Origin of the sequence: Salegentibacter salegens, from assembly GCF_900142975.1 — a bacterium.
Classification (GTDB): Bacteria; Bacteroidota; Bacteroidia; order Flavobacteriales; family Flavobacteriaceae; genus Salegentibacter; species Salegentibacter salegens.
Genome location: NZ_LT670848.1, coordinates 2,115,843 through 2,135,295 on the forward strand (window position 1 = coordinate 2,115,843; position 19,453 = coordinate 2,135,295).

The 19,453-nt window shown below is 36.4% G+C and carries 18 protein-coding genes; 5 read left to right on the top strand and 13 right to left on the bottom strand.

The annotated features are described in order from the left end of the window. Positions 1–7 precede the first annotated feature (7 nt). Positions 8–1,657 carry a bifunctional metallophosphatase/5'-nucleotidase gene (locus B5488_RS09500; protein ID WP_079735047.1) on the top strand — a complete coding sequence of 550 codons (1,650 nt, stop codon included), beginning with the start codon at positions 8–10 and terminating at the stop codon, positions 1,655–1,657. 52 nt (positions 1,658–1,709) lie between these two features. Here the strand turns inward: B5488_RS09500 and B5488_RS18350 are convergent, their stop codons facing one another. From B5488_RS18350 to trhA, 11 genes are all read right to left on the bottom strand, one after another. Further along, a complete protein-coding gene (locus B5488_RS18350) occupies positions 1,710–1,853 on the bottom strand; it encodes a hypothetical protein (RefSeq protein ID WP_317041926.1) in 144 nt (47 codons plus the stop codon). Positions 1,854–1,948: 95 nt separating this feature from the next. Beyond that, complete coding sequence (locus B5488_RS18355) at positions 1,949–2,317, bottom strand: class I SAM-dependent methyltransferase (protein ID WP_317041927.1); 369 nt, start codon at positions 2,315–2,317, stop codon at positions 1,949–1,951. Between the two features lie 6 nt (positions 2,318–2,323). Continuing rightward, positions 2,324–2,938 (bottom strand): class I SAM-dependent methyltransferase, encoded by a 615-nt coding sequence (locus B5488_RS09510; RefSeq protein WP_079735048.1) that lies wholly within the window; start codon positions 2,936–2,938, stop codon positions 2,324–2,326. Positions 2,939–2,941: 3 nt separating this feature from the next. Then, entirely contained in the window at positions 2,942–3,388 is a 447-nt protein-coding gene (locus B5488_RS18280) for an MBL fold metallo-hydrolase (protein ID WP_262507318.1), read from the bottom strand. Positions 3,389–3,434: 46 nt separating this feature from the next. Further along, entirely contained in the window at positions 3,435–3,977 is a 543-nt protein-coding gene (locus B5488_RS18285) for an MBL fold metallo-hydrolase (protein ID WP_197686247.1), read from the bottom strand. Positions 3,978–4,031: 54 nt separating this feature from the next. After that, positions 4,032–5,069, bottom strand: coding sequence for a cytochrome d ubiquinol oxidase subunit II (locus B5488_RS09520; RefSeq protein ID WP_079735049.1), 1,038 nt, complete (start codon positions 5,067–5,069; stop codon positions 4,032–4,034). A 2-nt stretch (positions 5,070–5,071) separates the two neighbouring features. Beyond that, positions 5,072–6,469 (bottom strand): cytochrome ubiquinol oxidase subunit I, encoded by a 1,398-nt coding sequence (locus tag B5488_RS09525; RefSeq protein ID WP_079735050.1) that lies wholly within the window; start codon positions 6,467–6,469, stop codon positions 5,072–5,074. Between the two features lie 52 nt (positions 6,470–6,521). Further along, positions 6,522–6,845: a methyltransferase family protein gene (locus B5488_RS18405; protein ID WP_079735051.1), complete on the bottom strand. Its 324-nt coding sequence runs from the start codon at positions 6,843–6,845 to the stop codon at positions 6,522–6,524. Positions 6,846–6,998: 153 nt separating this feature from the next. Further along, on the bottom strand, positions 6,999–7,796 hold the full coding sequence (locus tag B5488_RS09535) for a sulfite exporter TauE/SafE family protein (protein ID WP_079735052.1): 798 nt from the start codon (positions 7,794–7,796) through the stop codon (positions 6,999–7,001). A gap of 70 nt (positions 7,797–7,866) precedes the next feature. Continuing rightward, positions 7,867–8,499 carry a Crp/Fnr family transcriptional regulator gene (locus B5488_RS09540; RefSeq protein WP_079735053.1) on the bottom strand — a complete coding sequence of 211 codons (633 nt, stop codon included), beginning with the start codon at positions 8,497–8,499 and terminating at the stop codon, positions 7,867–7,869. Between the two features lie 80 nt (positions 8,500–8,579). Further along, positions 8,580–9,221, bottom strand: coding sequence for a PAQR family membrane homeostasis protein TrhA (trhA, locus tag B5488_RS09545; protein WP_079735054.1), 642 nt, complete (start codon positions 9,219–9,221; stop codon positions 8,580–8,582). Positions 9,222–9,420: 199 nt separating this feature from the next. Here trhA and B5488_RS09550 point away from each other — a divergent pair, with 199 nt between their 5' ends. Both B5488_RS09550 and B5488_RS09555 read left to right on the top strand, forming a co-directional pair. Next, positions 9,421–10,638, top strand: a complete 1,218-nt coding sequence (locus tag B5488_RS09550) for an exonuclease SbcCD subunit D C-terminal domain-containing protein (RefSeq protein WP_079735055.1) — start codon at positions 9,421–9,423, stop codon at positions 10,636–10,638. A gap of 3 nt (positions 10,639–10,641) precedes the next feature. Continuing rightward, the gene (locus B5488_RS09555) at positions 10,642–13,665 is read left to right on the top strand and encodes an SbcC/MukB-like Walker B domain-containing protein (protein ID WP_079735056.1); all 3,024 of its coding nucleotides are present in this window, start codon (positions 10,642–10,644) and stop codon (positions 13,663–13,665) included. A 56-nt stretch (positions 13,666–13,721) separates the two neighbouring features. Here the strand turns inward: B5488_RS09555 and B5488_RS09560 are convergent, their stop codons facing one another. Beyond that, complete coding sequence (locus B5488_RS09560; RefSeq protein ID WP_079735057.1) at positions 13,722–14,597, bottom strand: cation diffusion facilitator family transporter; 876 nt, start codon at positions 14,595–14,597, stop codon at positions 13,722–13,724. Positions 14,598–14,765: 168 nt separating this feature from the next. Between B5488_RS09560 and B5488_RS09565 the strand changes: the two genes are divergently transcribed. Beyond that, positions 14,766–16,028: a carboxypeptidase-like regulatory domain-containing protein gene (locus B5488_RS09565; RefSeq protein WP_146128738.1), complete on the top strand. Its 1,263-nt coding sequence runs from the start codon at positions 14,766–14,768 to the stop codon at positions 16,026–16,028. A gap of 331 nt (positions 16,029–16,359) precedes the next feature. After that, a complete protein-coding gene (locus B5488_RS09570; RefSeq protein ID WP_079735059.1) occupies positions 16,360–17,997 on the top strand; it encodes a hypothetical protein in 1,638 nt (545 codons plus the stop codon). Positions 17,998–18,073: 76 nt separating this feature from the next. Here the strand turns inward: B5488_RS09570 and B5488_RS09575 are convergent, their stop codons facing one another. Continuing rightward, a complete protein-coding gene (locus tag B5488_RS09575; RefSeq protein ID WP_079733433.1) occupies positions 18,074–19,312 on the bottom strand; it encodes an IS256 family transposase in 1,239 nt (412 codons plus the stop codon). Positions 19,313–19,453 lie beyond the last annotated feature (141 nt).

Here is a 19,453-nt window from a genome sequence, read left to right on the forward strand (position 1 = left end):
ATAATCTATGAAAATTAGTTTAAAGACAGCATTAATCCTGTTTTCAGGCATTGCTACCATTGGTTTATATACCTCTTGCAATAATGCAAATGGTAAAAACCCGGACAAAAATAAAGATAAAACCACTAAAATTACCATTTTACAAACGGCCGATATTCACGGGCAACTTGATTCTCATCCCGAATTATTTTGGGAAGATGAAGAAATAGTTTTTAAAGAACGTGGTGGCCTAGCGCATATTCAAACCCTATTTGAAGAAGAGCGCGCCAAAAACCCTAATACGGTAATTTTTGATGGCGGTGATCTTATCCAGGGAAGTGGCTATGCCGCACTTTCTGAAGGAAAAATTTTCCCCGAAATTATAAAGAATATGGATTACGATCTTCTAGTGCCGGGAAATTGGGAAGTAGTCTATGGCAAGAAAGTAATGATGGATGTTCTACAGGGTTTTGAAACTCCTGTAATTGTTCAGAATATGTTTCACGAGAAAGATAAAAAAGAACTTTTCCCACCTTACTGGACCAAAGAAATCGAAGGTGTAAAACTCGGTTTTATCGGGATAAACGATCCTGATGTTCCTGTTCGTCAAAATCCTATTTTTAGTGAAGGCATTGACTTTAGCGGCTTAGACGAGGGCGTGGAAGAACTCATTCAGAAAGTAAAAAAGGAAGAGAAAGTTGACGCGCTGTTTTTGGTGACCCATTTTGGAATTTTTAAGCAGGTAGAATTGGCTAACAATCCAATTGCTAAAGATGTAGATTATATCTTCGGAAACGATACTCATGAACGCGTTCGGGAACCTATAAAAGGGAAGTATGCGAAAGTTACCGAACCCGGAGCTTTTGGCTCTTTTGTAGGAAAACTGAACTTGTATTTTAAAAATGGAGAAATTGTAGATGAGGAGTATGAGCTGATAGAGGTTGATCCAAAAAAATACCCGGCCAATCCTAAAATTGCTAAACTAGTCGATAAAGCAAAGGAACCTTATAAAGAGCATTTGGAGACCGTGATTGGTTATACCGAAACGCCACTTTACCGCTATTTAACGGTGGAAAATCCAATGGACAATATGATCACCGATGCTGCCAAGTGGAAAACCGGTGCCGATATTTCTATCTCTAACGGATTTCGCTTCGGAAATCCCATAGTTCCTGAGAATGGAAAACCGGCGCCTATAACCCGAGCTAATTTGTGGAACTTGCTCCCTGTAAATGAAAAAGTAAAAACCGGAAAGGCTACCGGAAAGCAGATAAAAGACTGGCTGGAAAGTGAGATGCACAATGCCTTTGCCCAAACTCCAACCGAGCGTTTTGGCGGCTGGATGGTTAGATTTTCTGGAATGGAAGTAGATTTTAATTCTCAGAATGAAAAAGGTAAACGTATAAAATCGGTTAAGGTAAATGGAGAGAAAATCCAGGATGATGAATATTATACCATTTCTGCCTGTGTGCGGCCCGGTGACCCAATTGACAATCTTTGCCGAATGCCGAACGTAAAAGATGTAGAAGTGCAAGATTATACTATTCACGAAGTGGTAGAAGAATACCTGCAAAAACACTCCCCGGTTTCACCTACACTGGATGGACGTTCTTATTGCGAACATTTAGGTGAAAAATCTTTTTCAACGGTTCCCGGAACCGATTATGAATTCCACTAGATAAAACAAACCTCACAAGTGAAGAAATAGCTTGTGAGGTTTATTTTATAAATCACGGCTTTGTAGCTACAAAACGAATTACCGCTGCTTTGCCATTATGGTATTTTCCTTCAGAAAGTTCTATTAATTTATCTTCAAATTCCTCGAATTTAAATCCGCTAAAGCTGGTTTGTAATTCTTCTTTTGAAAATAACATTTCAGCATTCTTAGGTCCGCCAGATTTTGGATTCTCTTTCTGAATATCTATTTGTTCTTTACTAAAAGCTTCAAAAATAATTACTCCACCGCGTTTCAGTAACTTTTTAAAGTTCTTAAGATAGTTTTTTCTTCTTCTGAAAAATGAGCGAAAATCAAAGCAATCACATCAAATTGCTCGTCTTTATAATCAAGCTCTGGCAGGTCACCTACTTTGTAATCAATTTCTACGCTTTGATTATTAGCCAGGTTTAAAGCTTTTTCCTTACCTTTTTCACTAATATCAAACGCAGAAACCTCCCACTGCTGGAGCGCAGCATAAACTGCATTTCGACCTTCTCCTTCTGCCGGCAATAAAATTTTACCGGGCCGCATTTCATCAATTTTCTCTTTAAAATATTCGTTCGGTGCCTGGCCGTAAACATAATCTTTATCAGCGTAGCGTTCATTCCAAAAATCTTTCATAAACTTTTATTTTTTCTTAAAACAGCAAAAGGTAAAATTCTGAATCGCCCCAGATGGAGTTTTATGATCTATATTTTCACATTTCAAAAGATCAAATTTTTCCTGCAATAACTGCTGAAGATCTTCTTTTGAATATTGCTTAACTGTTCTTCCACTACATTTTTCGGGACCGTTTTTTGAAAAGGTTGCAAGAATAACATATCCTCCTGAAGCCACCGCGTTCTCTAAGGTTCTTAAATAATTTTCAATTTGATCATCTTCGGTTAAAAAATGAAACGCAGCACGATCGTGCCATAGATGATAAACCTGTGTCACTTCAAATTCTGAAGCATCAGCAACGATCCAGTTAACCTTTTCCGCATCTTCATTTAGACGTTTTTGAGATTTTTCCAGGGCTTTTTCAGAAATATCCAAAACAGAAACATCCCGATATTCCTCTTTTAACAAATAGTCTACAAGATTTGAATCTCCTCCCCCAACGTCTATAATTTTTGAACATTCAGATAATTCCAGTTCTTCAATAAACTTTAAAGAGGTCTCCGGTTTTTCCTGGTACCAACTGGCATCTTCATAAGATTTTTTATGGTAAACTTCTTCCCAATGTGATTTTGTTTCCTTCATAATTCAATTATTTTCTTCAAAATTCCACCATTTTTCCTGTGAAAATTGTTCTCCTAAAACATAAGCTTCACCAATTTTTGGCGAGACTACTTCTTGCTCTTGCATTTTGGCTTCTGCCATTAACCTCCTAATAGGTTCGTTCCAGGGATGTACAGAAAGCACAAATTTCCCCCAATGCACGGGAAATAAAATTTTAGCATTTATATCTTTCGCAGCTTTCACGGTTTCCTCAGGAAACATATGTATTTGCGGCCAATATTTACCATACTGTCCACATTCCAGGAAAGCCAGGTCAAATTCTTTAAATTTTTCTCCAATTTCTTTAAACTGTGTACTGTAACCCGAATCACTACCAATATATATTTTAAAACCCTCCCATTCTAAAGCGAAAGAAGCCCATAAACTCGTGTTTCTTTTTACATTTCTACCCGAAAAATGACGGGAAGGCACAGCGGTAACTTTTAAATTTTGGTGTACTTCCTCACTTTCATTCCAGTTAAGTTCGGTGATTATACCAGGTTGTATATTCCAAATGTTCTGCTACTCCCAGGGAAGTAACTATTTTTAAAACTTTTGACCTTAATTGTTTTAAAAATTTATAATCCAAATGGTCATAATGATCGTGGGTAAGGATTAGCAGATCAATTTTCGGAAAATCCTCGGCTTGATATAAATCGGTTCCGGGAAAGGATTTTCCGAAGAATTTAAAAGGTGAAGCAAATCCGCTAAAAACGGGATCTACCAAAATATTATAACCTTTAAAACTTAGTAGATAAGAAGAATGCCCAAACCATACCACTGCCGGTTTTTTGGTATTTATATTTAATAAATCGGCTTTTTTATGAGGAATTTCTGCTGAAGGCCGAACCGTTTTTGGTCGATTTAGCATCTGTTTCATTATTTTAAACATAGAAACATCTTCTGGCTGCACCGCGGTAGGTTCGATATTTTGAAACGTGCCGTTTTGTGAATTTTCGGCATTATTTATTCGTTCCAACCTTTTACCTGTAGGTTCTTTTCCAAATCTTTTTAAGATCATTAGCTATTTTTTGAATGAAATTACCAAATTCAGCAATTATTGATTCAGGAAAAATTATTCGTATTCCTTCTCATTTTTTTCCAGCACTTTAATCATATTAAAAGATTTCATTAAATGAAAAAGTCCCGGTAAAATAATAAATCCTCCAATTAAAAGCATGATAGCCAAATTACTTATGGTAGATTCTGGCGCCAGATTTTCTAACAGACTTATCTCTTTTTCGGCAGTGATTATAATATAAGGAAAATGTGCATAAAGTGCCGCAAAAAGTATTAAAACCACCTGGAATCCTGCTAAATATCTACTGGCAATTCGATATTCTTTTTTAATAAATTTCCAAAGCGGAAATAAGAGAATTCCTGATAATCCAACACAGGCCAGGGAAATAGGATTATGAATAAAATCTTCAGCAAATTTTATCCCGCTGAAGTATCCATAACTGATAAGGATAAAGCCAAGCACCACCAATACAACCGTAAAAAAAGCCGAGTTTTTAGCGTAGTGTTTACGTGCTTTTCCATCGGCTTCCCCAATTAATAAAGTTGAGGCTAAAAAGGCACAAAGCGCGGCATAAAACAAACCTACCAGTAAACTGAAAATATTCAACCAATGCTGCATAAAAAGATCGTAGAAACCGAAAGTTTCATAATCTTCGGTAATAATTATTTCGCCGCCAATTAACGCTCCAAAAGACATTCCCAGGAAAACCGGAGTAACAAAACTTCCAATTCTAAAAAGCCAATTGTACCAAAACTGAGATTTATCTAAAACGGCATCATAATGCCGAAACACAAAAGCAACACCCCGAAGGGTAATTCCTAATAAAACAAGGCTTAACGGAATGTGCAGGTAAATAATCATCACATTAAAATAAGCCGGAAACGCCACCCATAAAATCACCAGCATAATGATTAGCCAAATATGATTTGCCTCCCAAATTGGGCCCATTACCCGGTAAATTGTATCGCGTGTTTGCTCTTTATTTTTAGCCGAAGAAAATAACTCAACGATACCGGCACCAAAATCGGCGCCACCGAGTAAAACGTATAATAAAAGCGAAAACAACAGAAAAAACAGAACAATATACAGCATAATTAATCTTCAGTTTTATTCATATTACTGGGTTTATTTTTACGGGCCTGATCGCGATCAAATGATTTCATTTTTGAATCATTTTCTGTGGATTTAGCCTCTTCAGGTTCCTGGTTTAGCGATTTTATTTGACGATTCATCAACCAGGTTACGGTTAGGGCGAGAACGGTATAAAGAAAAAGATAATAGAAGAAACTATATTTCATCCCTGGCATTGGGGTTACGGCATCTTCAGTTCTCATAATTTGATGGATAATCCAGGGTTGTCTTCCAACTTCGGTAACTATCCAACCGGCTTCTATCGCCACAAAACCAAGCGGCGCAACTACTATAAACAACAACCAGTAATATTTATTTTTAAGCCAGTTTTTCTTTCTTAAACTTATAAAATAGATTAATCCCGCAAACATTAATAAAGTCCCTATTCCAACCATAGTTTGAAAGGCATAATGTACAATCGCTACCGGTGGCAGTTCATCATCAGGGAAATCGTTTAAACCTTTTACTTCAGCATCAAAATCTCCAAAAGCCAGAAAGGATAGTGCTTTTGGAATTTCAATCTTATTAGAAACCGTTCTATTTTCTTCATCTACAATTCCACCAATATAAAGCGGAGCTCCTTTAGATGTTTCGTAATGCGCCTCCATGGCAGCGAGTTTTACCGGTTGGCGCTCTGCCACATCTTTTGCTGAAAGATCACCGCTAATAGGTTGTAGAAAAGCGGCAACCGCTCCAAAAACAATAGCAATTTTAAAGGCTTTAGTATGCAATTCTACATTTCTTTTGCGGAAAATTTGAAAAGCATGAATCCCGGCCACCCCAAAACTGGTGGCAACGAATGCAGCTAAAGTCATATGCAAAGCCTGTGTAAACCAGGCCGGATTTAATAATGCTGCAACAGGATCTATATTGGTGAATTCTCCATTTATATAATCAAAACCCGAGGGCGCATTCATCCAGCCGTTGGCAGAAACCACCAGTATTCCGGAAGCTACCCCTGCGACTCCAATTATCACTCCGGTGAACCAGTGAAATTTTTCGGGAAGTTTATTCCAGCCGTATAGATAAAAACCGAGAGCGATGGCTTCTACAAAAAAGGCGGCGCCTTCTAGCGAAAAGGGCATCCCAATGATAGGCCCGGCGTGTTTCATAAATTCGGGCCATAGCATTCCAAGTTCAAAAGAAAGTGCTGTTCCCGAAACCGCACCGGTAACAAAGAAAATTGCTACTCCTTTTAACCAGGCCATAGTTAATCTTTTATAAATAGGATTTCTGGTTTTTAACCATTTGTGGTGCGAAACAACCATAAAAAACGGCATCACCATCCCTATACAGGCAAAAATGATATGAAAGCCTAGAGTAAAGGCCATTTGCAGGCGTGCGTAATCTAAATTCTCCATCAAATTGATTTAATTGATTGGTAGTATTTTTTGTGAAAAATCAATATATTTTTCAACGAATAAATTTAGGGAAAAATCTGCCGGTGTGCTGCCGGTAATCGCGATAATTTGGATATTTTAACCATAATTGTTCTTCTTCGTATACTGATTTAAACAAGAATAAAATTAGCAATAAGACCGTGATTCCTATCTTATAAGTGGATGCAAAATATAACGAGAGAAAGAATAGGAAAATTAGAATTCCGGAGTAAATGGGATGCCTTATATATTTAAAAATTCCTGTGGTAATTAAACTGGCATTTTCTTTTGGTTTAGGAAAAGGGGAAAGATTGGTGTTGAGTTGAAGGATTGCAGTTAAAACAATTAAAAAACCTATTCAGCTTAAAACTAATAAAACCGGTTGAAACAGTTCCAACCGGTTAAATTCTAAAGTTTCAATTTCAAATAGCCAGGCTATAAAAAGCAAAAATTGCATCCCGACATAAAAGTAGTTTTTAAAAGGTATCGCATCAGTTTTCCTGATTGGAATTTACGAAATTTCAGCCCAAATAATGTAAATACCCATTATTAGTACAAACCAGCCGAAACCTTTTTTCAATTTATTTCCGTCTATAAATTTATTCAGATAAATTCCTATAAACATTCCTATCATGGAAAGTCCGGTGAAAATTGCTAAAAACAGCCATTCAATATTCATATTTTGAACATCACCAATAAAACCGATTAGCGATTTGATTGCGATGATTAATAATGAAGTAGCCACTGCTTTTTTCATTGGTAGTTTCGCTAAAAGCACTAATGCAGGAATTATTAGGAATCCACCGCCTGCACCAACAATTCCGGTTAAAACTCCAACTACAATTCCTTCAATAATAATTAGCGGATAATTATAGCGAATTGCTTCATCTTTAGTTTTTTGCTTTCCGTTTTCCCTAATCATAGAGACCGAAGCCAGAATCATTATAATTGCGAAAAACAGCATTATCCCAATGTTCTTGGTAATCTCAAATTGCCCGATACTAAAAAGAGATTCTGGAATAGCGGGTACCATCCATTTTCGAGTAGCATAAACCGCAATAAACGCAGGAATAGAAAAAACAATGGCAGTTCTAAAATCTACCAGTTTCTTCTGCATATTTTTAAAAGCGCCCACTAAAGAAGATGCTCCAACTACAAAAAGCGAATACGCCGTGGCTGTCACCGGATTTATTGCCAGTAGATAAACCAGCACGGGAACCGTTAAGATAGAACCCCCGCCACCAATAAGGCCTAAAACAATACCAATCACCAATGCCCCAACGTAACCCAGTATTTCAAGTATTTCCATATTATAATTTTATTTCGATGCAAAATTACCTGCAATATGGGTGTTGTACAGTAACAAGGGTTACAAAGAATTAAAGTTCCATTATTTCTATGCTGTTACGTTGAAGTTTTATCTTACCGTCAATTTCCAGTTTTTTTAATAACCTGGAAATCACTACCCTCGAAGTATGCAAATCGTAAGCAATTTGTTGATGGGTAGCTGCAATTATTTCGTTTTGATTGATTTTCGCCTTATCCTGAAGATATTTCATTAAACGCTGATCCATATTCATAAAAGCGATGGTATCTATGGTTTCCAGCATTTCGTTGAGCCGGGCGTGATAACTTTCAAAAACAAAATCGCGCCAGGATTTATATTTGGAGGTCCATTCTTCCATTTTTTCAATGGGAATCATAATCAATTTTGTATCGCGTTCGGCTATAGCCCTAATTTCACTTTTGGTTTGGCCAAGACAACAGGAAAGCGTCATTGCGCAGGTATCGCCACGTTCAAGAAAATACAGGAGAAGTTCGTCTCCATCTTTATCTTCGCGCATAACTTTAATAGCCCCTTCCATTAATAGAGGCATCATTTTTACGTAATCACCAATTTCAATGATTTTTTCACCGGCATTAATTCTCTGTAAACTACCTACCTGGGCAATTTCTTCAATGAGTTCGTCTTCAAAAATAAATCCGTAGGCTTCTTTTAATTCCTCTAGCATAAAATATTGGCTGTCCTATTTATAAATTCTGAAAAATCATTTTCTTCAGAATTTAAAATTAGACATTTTCAACCGAAAGTCTATCCCGGCAATACATAAAAATAAATGGAAAGATAATGGCAAAACGTACCGAAAAGCACAAAAATATGAAAGATGGCGTGATTAAATTTCACCTTATCTAAACTAAATAATACAGCGCCAATGGTGTAAGAGAGCCCGCCGCCTATTAGCCACCATAAACCTTCAGAACTTAAATTATCATACAAAGGCTTAATTGCAAATACAATAATCCAGCCCATGACTACATACATTATTGTAGACAGGGTTTGATATTTTCCGATGTAAAAAAGTTTAAGAATAATGCCGGTAAGGGCACAACCCCAAACAACTCCAAAAATAGTCCAACCTACCCAACCTTCTAAAGTAACCAGTGCAAAAGGCGTATAGCTTCCGGCAATGAGCACATAAATAGAAGCGTGATCCAGAATATTTAACCGGTAACGCCAATTTTTATTCGTGGCAGAGTGATATAAGGTAGAAGCCGCATAGAGTAAGATCATACTCGCACCAAAAATACTAAAGCTCACAAGGTGCACCACTTCACCAAGTTCGTTGGCCCTTACTATTAATAGAACAAGACCTAATATGCTTAAGGCAAAACCAAAAGCATGTGAGATCACATTTAATTTTTCTTCGAAAGGTTCGTATTGGTTAAAAGGCATTTTTTTACAAAGTTTTAGACGTAAAATTATTATCTACAAAAAATCTTATAATCTACTAACCACTATACAAGGTTAAAAACCTCGCAGGAACGTTAACGATATAAAATTAAAGATATTCAGGCTTAATTCTAATATTTTAAACAGGCAATTTTTATTACTTTCGGGCTTTCACACCGGCACAAATACTTAACCGACTCCTATGAAAATCTTGCATACCGCCGACTGGCATATTGGTAAAAAATTGCATAAACACAGTCTGCACCCAGATTTTGATCTTTTTATAGATTGGCTTTGCCAGTGTATTGCTGAAAATAAAGTGGAAGTATTATTGGTCTCGGGTGATGTTTTTGATCTTGCTAATCCTTCTTCGGAAGCCAGGCAGCAATATTTTAAAGCTTTAATGAAGTTGAAGCGTTTAGACTGCAAGATTATTCTTACCGGTGGCAATCACGACTCTCCCGCCATGCTAAACGCTCCACAAGAAGTTTTGCGCGAACTGGATATTCACATTATTGGAGGTTTGCCAGATGAAATTTCGGAATGTATTATTCCTATAAAAAATAAAGAAAATCAAACCGAATTGCTCGTCGCTGCCCTCCCCTATTTGCGGGATGCCGATTTAAGAACTGCCAGCCAGGGTAATTCTTATGAAGATCGTTTAGATGCTTTGCGAAAGGGAATTAAGCAAACCTTTTTAGATGCTGCTGAATTTTGTGAAACCGAATATCCAGGCAGTCCCACAATCGCTATGGGACATCTTTTTGCCGCCGGTGCCGAAACTTCAGAAAGCGAACGCGATATCCAAATCGGAAACCAGGCGGCTTTTAATGCGCTTCAATTTGGAAAGTATTTTAATTATATCGCATTGGGCCATATTCATAAACCACAAAGGGTAAACGCTCAAACCCCTACTTTTTACAGCGGATCCCCTATTCCGCTATCCTTTAGCGAGCGCAGCAATAAGAACCGCATTTTACTTTTAGATACCGAAACAGGTTGGGAACCGCAGAATATAGAAATTCCAGTTTTTAGGAAGTTGCTAAAAATCACCGGTACCCTGGAAATCCTTCAGCAAAAATTATTGGAGCTGCAAGCTCGTGATGGACTTGCTTCTTTAATTGAAATTGAATTGAAAGAAGCGAATTTTGATTCTAATAAAATTTATGAGTTGGACCAGCTAGTTGATAATTTTAAGGTGGAAGGTTATGAAATCGTAAAACACCGCGCAACTTTTGAAAATAAAATAAGCGGTAGTGGCGAACTTTATGAGCAAAAACAGCAATTGGAAGATCTTCAGCCTTTAGATGTTTTTCAAAAATTAGTAGATAAGCAGGAAGAAGATGAAGATACTCGTAAAGAATTATTGAGCGCTTTTAATGAAATTCTAGAAGAAGTGCATCAATCAAAAAGAGTTTAAACAATGAAGATCCTAAGCATAGCTTTTAAAAATATCAACTCCCTGAAGGGTGAAAATTTTATTGATTTTGAAGCTGCTCCTTTTTCGGGAAATACGCTGTTTGCCATCACCGGTCCCACGGGAAGCGGAAAAAGCAGCATTCTGGATGTGATCTCGCTGGCGTTATTTAATCAAGTGCCGCGATTGGGGAAAATCAGCAAAAAGGAAATCAGGGAAAAAGGCGCGATTCTTACCAGAAACCAGAAAGAAGCATACGCCAAAGTTACTTACCAAACCAATGCCGGCCGTTTCACTTCTTCCTGGAGCATTGAGGTGAACCGAAATGGAAACCTTAACGATTATAATATGGAGATTGCGAATCTTCAGGATAACTCGATTTTAGATCTCAAGAAATCTGAAGTCCCGGCGAAAAACGAAGATTTAATCGGGTTAAATTACGACCAGTTTATTAAATCGGTTTTACTGGCGCAGGGTGATTTTGCCAAATTTCTTTCGGCTAAAAAAGAGGAACGTGGAGAATTGCTGGAAAAAATTACCGGCACCGGAATTTATCGGCAGTTGGGAATATTGGCTTTTGAACGATTTAAAGCCGAGACTTCGGAAATTGAAAAGCAGCAAAACGAGATAAAATTGATTAGCTCGTATTTGCTTTCTAAAGAAGATTTAGAAATTTTCAATAAAGATCTAAAGGAAAAAACAGCTAAAACGGAAAGTTTACAGAAGAATTTAAAGTTGATTGATAAACAACTGGAATTAAAGCAAAGCATTAAAAACCAGGAGAAGGAAATTAGTAGTTTAAATGAAAAAGAAATAAAACTACATGAGCAGCTAAAAGAATTTGAAAACGAATACGGCGAAAGCCTGAAACAGCACGAAAAACTACAACCAATAGCTGAAGAATTACATACCTGGAAAAGATTTAAACAGGAATTAGAAGATTTAAAATCCGGTTTAGGTAAGACTTCAGAAAAAATTGAGTCGAATAAAGAAAACACGATCAATTTTATTCAGCAGGTAAAAAGTTTTGTTCACGAAGAAGTTTCTGCAGAAAATCTTAAGGAAAAATTAAGCGATTTTACAGAGAAAATAAGAAAACTCCAGGAAGAAAAAACTTCCCTGGGACGTGATTATAAAAGTAAACTGCAGTTATTTAAAACCGAAACGCGTGAATTAAACCTGGAATTTCCAGAGAATGATTTAAAACTTGGAAAAGAGATTTTTAGAAATCTTAAAGCAGAAAAAACACAACAAAAAAAGCAGTTAGAGGTTGATTTAAAAGAAATAGACAAACAAAATCTAGCTTCAGAAAAAAACCGGTTAAAAACTGAATTAGAAAAAAGCCATGTAGCCAGGAGTTTTTCAGAGAAAAATCTGCAGCAAAAACAGAACCAATTAGATCTAAAAAAGGAAATACAATCGCTTCAACCGGAATTGGAAAGTTTGCCTAAAATTGTTCAGGAAGAAGAAACTTTGCTTATTTCTTTGAAAAAGGATTTGGAGATCCTTCAGTTAAAAAAAGATAATCAGTTAAAAACTGCGCAATTAGAAGACCTTAGGAATTCACTTAAAACGGGAGAAGCCTGCCCGCTCTGTGGATCTCATGATCACCCCTATTCTGAACACCTTCCCGATTTTGAAGATGATCTTGCGGTGAAAATTTCAGCAAAAAATTCAGAAATAGATCAACATAATACAAAACTTACCCAGGTGAAATCTAAACTTTTGCATTTAGAAGAATCATTGAAAAAATACCAAAAGCAATTAGGTGAAATTGAGGCCGAGATTACTAAAAACGAAAAGGATTTTAAACAAAAATATCCCGGTTTTGAAAAGCCGGAAGCCATAAATTGGGAAACTCACATTTCCAGGCTTAATACTAACATTGAGAATTTAGAATTTTTTGAAACTATAAATCAGCAATTAAAAGCAATAGAAAGCGGCTACCCTATTTTAGAAGAATTAGAAAAAATACTTCAACGCGGAAAATTACTGCAGCAGCAACTTCAGGAGCAATATTCGGGAAAAAATATTGGTGAGGATAGTCAGCAATTAATGGATCGCTGGAATTCATTAAACCAGGAAAAAAAATATCTACAGGAACAGGAAAAGGAGCAAAAAGAACAACTTCAGCAAAAATCTAAGATTTATAATGAATTACGGGAAAAACTGGAACAGCAGGTCTTAAATAAAAATTTTGAATGCCTTGAAAATGCATACCATTCGCTATTACCCGGAAATAAATTCTTTGACTTAAAAAAGCAGAAAGATGATTTTTTAAAGCAAAAAAGCATTGTTGAGACAGAAATTTCTACCCTTAGAAAACAATTAAAAGAGATAAAAGAAAATGAAAGTAAACGTTCTATAGATGACTTAACGACAGAGCAAAAACAGAAGCAGGAAGATTTTCTATCAACGCAGTCAAATTGCGAAGAATTAAGAAGAAAACTTGGCAACAATACGGAATACATTTCTCGCCTAAAAAACCTTGAAAATCAAATTGCAGAAAAGGAAAAGGAATGCAAACGCTGGCGACTTTTAAATACACTTATTGGAGACAGGCAGGGAAAGAAATTCAATGATTTTGCGCAAGACCTTACTTTATCACAGCTTATCTATTTGGCCAATATTAGGCTAAAAGATTTAAGTGAACGTTACAAAATAGATAAAGCTATAGATGGCGAAGACGATGGCCTGGTAGCGATAGACGAGGATATGGGCGGGCAAAGACGATCGGTTAAAACGCTTTCTGGTGGAGAAACTTTTCTATTGAGTTTATCTCTCGCACTGGCTTTATCTGATCTCGCTTCCAGAAATGTAGAAATAAACAGTCTTTTTATCGATGAAGGTTTTGGAACTTTAGACCCTGAAACTTTAGATCAAACCCTGGACACTTTAGAAAAACTCCAGGCAGAATCGGGTAAAACCATCGGGATTATAAGTCACGTAGCTTCGTTAAAAGAGCGTATTGGAACCCAAATTCAACTTACCAGAAATGGACAGGGATATAGTAGTTTGGTGGTGAAATAGAATTTAGAGTTGCGGGTTGCGGGTTGCTGATTAAAAATAAAAAGTCAAAACTATAACTACTCTAAACTGCAGGTTTCAGAATCCAGCTCAAACTGGATGGTAAAGTGTTCAAAATTATATGTTTTCAAAGAATCTAATACTTCAGATTTAAGATTTAGGTATTCGTCAACACTATTGACATTTTGCAATTTTACGTGCGCGGTAAACACATGATGCTCTCCCTCTTGTGACCAAATATGTACATGATGTGATGAAGCTACCCCGGGGATTTCTTCAATTTGTTGTTTTACTTCCTCCAGATTAATATCAGAAGGTGTGCCCTGCAGAAAAATAAAAAGTGTTTCTTTTAATCTTTTAAAAACATTCCATAAAATATAGAGTGTGATTACCAAAGATAAAGCCGGATCAAGGTAATGGATATCTTTAAATTGCAAAATAATAGCCACAACGAGGATCGAAGCCCATCCCAGAACATCTTCCATTAGGTGCCAGGAAATCACTTTTTCGTTTAAGGTTTTACCACTGCTCAATTTCCAGGCGGCAAATCCGTTAACCGCTACCCCAATAAAAGCAAAAATCATCATTCCTTCGGCATCAGAATGTTCAGGGGCCATAAGCCTGCCCACCGCTTCATAAATTACATAAACAGAACCTGCAATAAGAATTAAACTATTAAGTAATGCCCCTAAAAGAGAGAATCTCCGGTATCCAAAAGAAAATTTGGAGTCGCTTTTCTGCTGTGATTTATGATCCAGGTACCAGGAGGTTCCCAACGAAAGACTATCACCAAGATCGTGTACCGCATCTGAGATAATAGCAATACTATTCACATAAATTCCGCCAATAAATTCAATAATGGTAAATCCGAGATTGAGGAAAAATACAAGTCTGAGATTTTTTTCAGAAGAATTCTTATGATGATGGTGGCCCATACTTTAGGAAAACTAAGTGAATTGCTTTTCACCTCGAAATTAATCAATTTTAGTGTATTTATAAATTTTCTTCATTTTAAATGAAAAATATTGTGTTCAGCTTAAATTTTCACTATTAATTATCATCAAAATTTCGTATATTAGGATGAATATCAAAAACTTATAGCTGTGAAAAATTTAAAATCCCTAATGCTTTTTTTAGTGGGTATGCTAATTTGCTATACTCCTCTAAATGCTTTGCCATTTTTACAGGATTCTGATCAGGATTATGTAGAATATAAAGGTGAAGTGATCAACTCGAATAATGAAGATGTGATCGTGAACGCCCATTTGTCGGTAAATGAAACCAATATCTCAACGGTTACGAATTCCGAAGGAAAATTTTCTCTAAAAGTACCCGCAGGAACGAGACCTGCCACGGTAAATATTTCTTATTTGGGGTACCAGAGCAAAAACTTACCTCTGAGTTATTTTAAATCTCAGGGTACAATTATTTATCTGGAGCCCGTGGTAGAAGAACTTTCTGAAGTAAAAGTTTATGAAGCCGGGGATGCCCGGAGATTAGTACGTAGTATGCTGGATAATCGAGGAGATAATTATATTGACGACCCTACCCAAATGACTGCTTTTTATAGAGAAAGTATAAGTAAGGGCAATAGAAATGTTTCTTTGAGTGAAGCTGTGGTAAAAATTCACAAAAAACCATACAGTGATTATGGCGAAGAAGACATAGAACTTATTAAAGCCCGAAAAACTGCCGATTATGAACGTTTAGATACCCTGGCTTTAAAATTGCGTGGCGGCCCATTTAATACCTTGTTTATTGATGTGATGAAGTATCCAGATTATCTTTTTTATGAGCGAGACCTTGATAATTATGAATTCAGTTTTGAAGAACCCACTCAAATCGATAATAGATACTTATATGTGGTGAGCTTTGAAGATATGAATAAAGATATGCCCTGGTTCTTTGGAACGCTTTTTATTGATGCCGAAACCCAAAGTCTGGTAAGAGCAAGATTAAATATGAATGTGGATAACCGGCGCGCAGCCACCAATATGTTTGTAAATAAAAAACCTGGAGGCACCAAAGTTTATCCAATTGAAGTGATGTATGATATAGATTACCATCAGCAGGACGGAAAATGGTATTTTGGTTATTCAAACGCGCAACTTCTTTTTGTGGTAAATTGGAAGAAAAAATTATTTAATTCAAGATACCTGGTAGATTCTGAAATGGCAGTTACCAACTGGCAACCACAAAGCGAAGATAGAATTAAGAAAGGGGATAACTTTTTAAACAAAAGAGTAGTGATGGCCGATGATATTTCCGGTTTTACCGATCTACAATTTTGGGGAAGTAATAATATTATAGAACCCGATAAATCTATACAGAATGCCATTGAAAAGATTCAGGAAAATATTCAATAAAAATATCTCGAAGTAATTAGTCGTGATTATCGAGTAAAGAGGTATTTAATTAAGATATAGAAGGTTGTTGAAAAAGTAATTAAGCTTTTTCAACAACCTTTTTTTATTACCTCAACTTAATGTAAACCTTGAAAAACAATGTAAAGGGCTGTCATTAGGATGGATTAGATATTAAGTATAGCTAATTTAGATTATTAAATCTCACTTTACCCTATCTTCATCTACTGCCTCTATAATTCCAATAATGCTAAATTAAATAGCTTTTAAAATTATTTAACTAACAAATTAGTTTTATATTGCATTCTATCGAAATTCTTAGCTTTCAAAATCTATGAAAAAATTATTACTTCTTTTATCAATCCTACTCCTTCTAGGCTCTTGTCAATCATATCATCCATTAAGCAAACACAATTACTATAATCAAAGTAAGCTCTATAATGAACCACTAGAGCTTCAGGTGCAATACTTCGGTGATATTCAGTTAAAATCCTTAAGCGATCTGAAATCCAGAAAAATCAAACGAAAAATTCAAAATGTAGAAGAAGTAAAGGCTAAAGATCTATTAGCTTACGGTACCACCAATGTAAATCCAGAATACGAGGTCTTTCTATTTATTCAGGAAAACAACAAAAAACTTGATGCTATTAAAGGAACTTTGATTTCAAAGGATACTATATCCAGAACGGTACTATTTAGAAAAGTAAACCATGATAAAACCGCATATTTATATATCAAAGCGAAAAACAATAATAATAGTTTAAACTCCCTCGTCAAAGACGGGGAATCCATCATAAATTCACTTTCAATAGGTGCTGAAGTAAAAGAAGAACTTACTTATAATAAAGTATTCAATGCAGTTAAAGATTCTCCGAATTACCTAAAAGCGAGAAAGGAATTAAATACAGCGCCTGTAGAAAAAACTGATGCCAATGAGTGGATGCAATTTCAATATCTGGCAACCATAAATTCCTTTTTTTCAAATAACGAAGACTATAAAGATCAAATTGAGAATTTCGAGGCTAATCGTAAAAATCAATTGAAACCAATCCTCGATACCCTATTACAAAACCCAGAGGTCAAAGTGAATAAAGGAGTTCTCGATGAAATTTCTGAATTGGCCAAAGATACGCGGGTGGTAATGCTTAATGAAAATCATTGGTATCCAAAACACCGTGTATTTGCAATACAACTATTTAAAAAATTAAAAGAGAACGGATATACCCACCTGGCTTTAGAAGCACTATTCCCTAACCAGGATCGAAAAATAAATGAAAGAGGCTTTCCTACTTTAAATGCAGGGTTTTATATAAGAGAACCTAATTTTGGTAAGTTAATTCGCAAGGCCAAAGAATTGGGTTTTATATTAGTGGGCTATGAAAATCAAAATCAGGAGATCAATAGAGAGCTAGGACAGGCCCAAAATCTCCAGCATATCTTAGAAGAGGATCCGAATCATAAAATCTTTGTCTATGCCGGGCTGGATCATATTCTTGAAGAAGAAACCAAATCAGGTAAGCGAATGGCCGCATATTTTAAAGAACTAACAAAATTAAATCCTCTTACCATAAACCAGTCTGATATGATAGGAAACTCCCAAAATGAATTGTCTTTAATACCTACGAGTATGGTAAGCTCCTTTGAAAAATTAGATAAGCCAGTTGATTTTTTTGTAATTAATAACATGGAGTCCAATCGTCAAGAAAGTATAGATCAGGAAATGAAAACTCAGGATTTCACAATCGAGCCTCGGCGGTTTGCAGATTTAAATGCTGATGAAATACTCATAAAAATTTTTAAGAAATCTGAATACGATATTTATAAGAATGGTAGTGTTCCTTTACAAGCAACTTTAAAAAAGCAATCGCAAGAACCTATTTTATTTTCTTTATCCCCCGGGAACTATACCATTCATTTTAGTTCTGTAGAGAATGATGAGATTCTTGTATTTAATAAAACTTTGGAGCGTTAAAGAATTGAATAGCCGGGAGTGTTAGCTCAACTCTGTCTGCTTCTTCTCCCGGGGGTACCCCCGGGAGAAGAAAATTTTAGTTTTTCGTTTCATTGGTGGCTAAGTCCAACTCTAGCCGACCTTCAAATTTAATAGCTAATTGTTGAACTACCAAACCCCAGTTCTGCAGTGGGGCGTTCCATTTCTTTTCAATTCTTCTGGTAGCTAGGTAAACCAGCTTCAATAGTGCCATATCATTGGTAAAAGCGCCTTTGGTCTTGGTTACTTTTCTTACCTGCCGGTGAAAAGCCTCTACGGCATTTGTGGTGTATATGAGTTTTCTAATGGGTGCGGTATATTCAAAATAAGCACTCAATCGGTCCCAGTTATCATTCCAGGAACGGATCACTATGGGATATCTTTTGCCCCATTTTTCTTCCAGATCCAGTAAAGCCGATTCAGCCTGGTCTTTGGTGTCAGCCTTGTACACCAGTTTAAGGTCTTTCATAAAATCTTTTTGATCCTTACTGGCCACATACTTCATACTATTGCGGATCTGGTGGACAATACATAGCTGAATATCAGTCTTGGGATAAACAGAATGAATGGCTTCACTAAAGCCCGTAAGATTATCCGTACAGGCAATCAGAATATCTTTTAAGCCACGGTTGTTTAATTGGGTCAGCACCTGAAGCCAAAAATTGGCCCCTTCACTTTCCGAGATATACATACCCAGCACTTCCTTTCTTCCAGCTTTATTTATTCCTAAAATATTATACAAGGCCTTGTGCTTTACTTTGCCTTCTTCGCGTACCTTGAAGTGCATCGCGTCGAGCCATAGGATGCAATATACCGGCTCCAAGGGGCGATCCTGCCATTCCTTAACCTTGGGAATCACCCGGTCCGTAATATCACTTAGAACGTGTGTGGATATCTTGGAATCATACATTTCCTCTATATGAGCTGAGATATCCCGCAGGCTATTGCCCATCCCGTACATGCCTATAATCTGCTTTTCTAAATTATCGGCCAGGATACGCTGGCGTTTCGCTACGATCTCCGGCTCAAAGGTACTGTTACGATCCTGGGGCGTGTTAATGGTGACGTCCCCTTGGCTGCTCTTTAGGGTCTTTTTGCCTTTGCCATTACGCTTATTACCTGCTTTTGAGCCTTTTTCTTCATCGGAAAGGTGCGAAGACATTTCTGCTTCCAGGGCCTCTTCCATAAACTCCCTAAGCATTGGAGCAAAAGCGCCGTTTTTGCCGGTTAGGGATTCTCCTGATAAAAATTGTTTTAATGCTTTTTCCTTTAATTCCTTAATCTCTTCTTGTGTCATAATCTAGTCTAAAAATTTTAATTTAATTTTCAAAGTCTAGACAGACTTGAGATTACACCCTCGAATAGCCTTTGAAGTAGCTTTTATTTAGGAATCAAATCCGTATAAACTAAATTAGAGATAGCAATAGTTAATCTACCC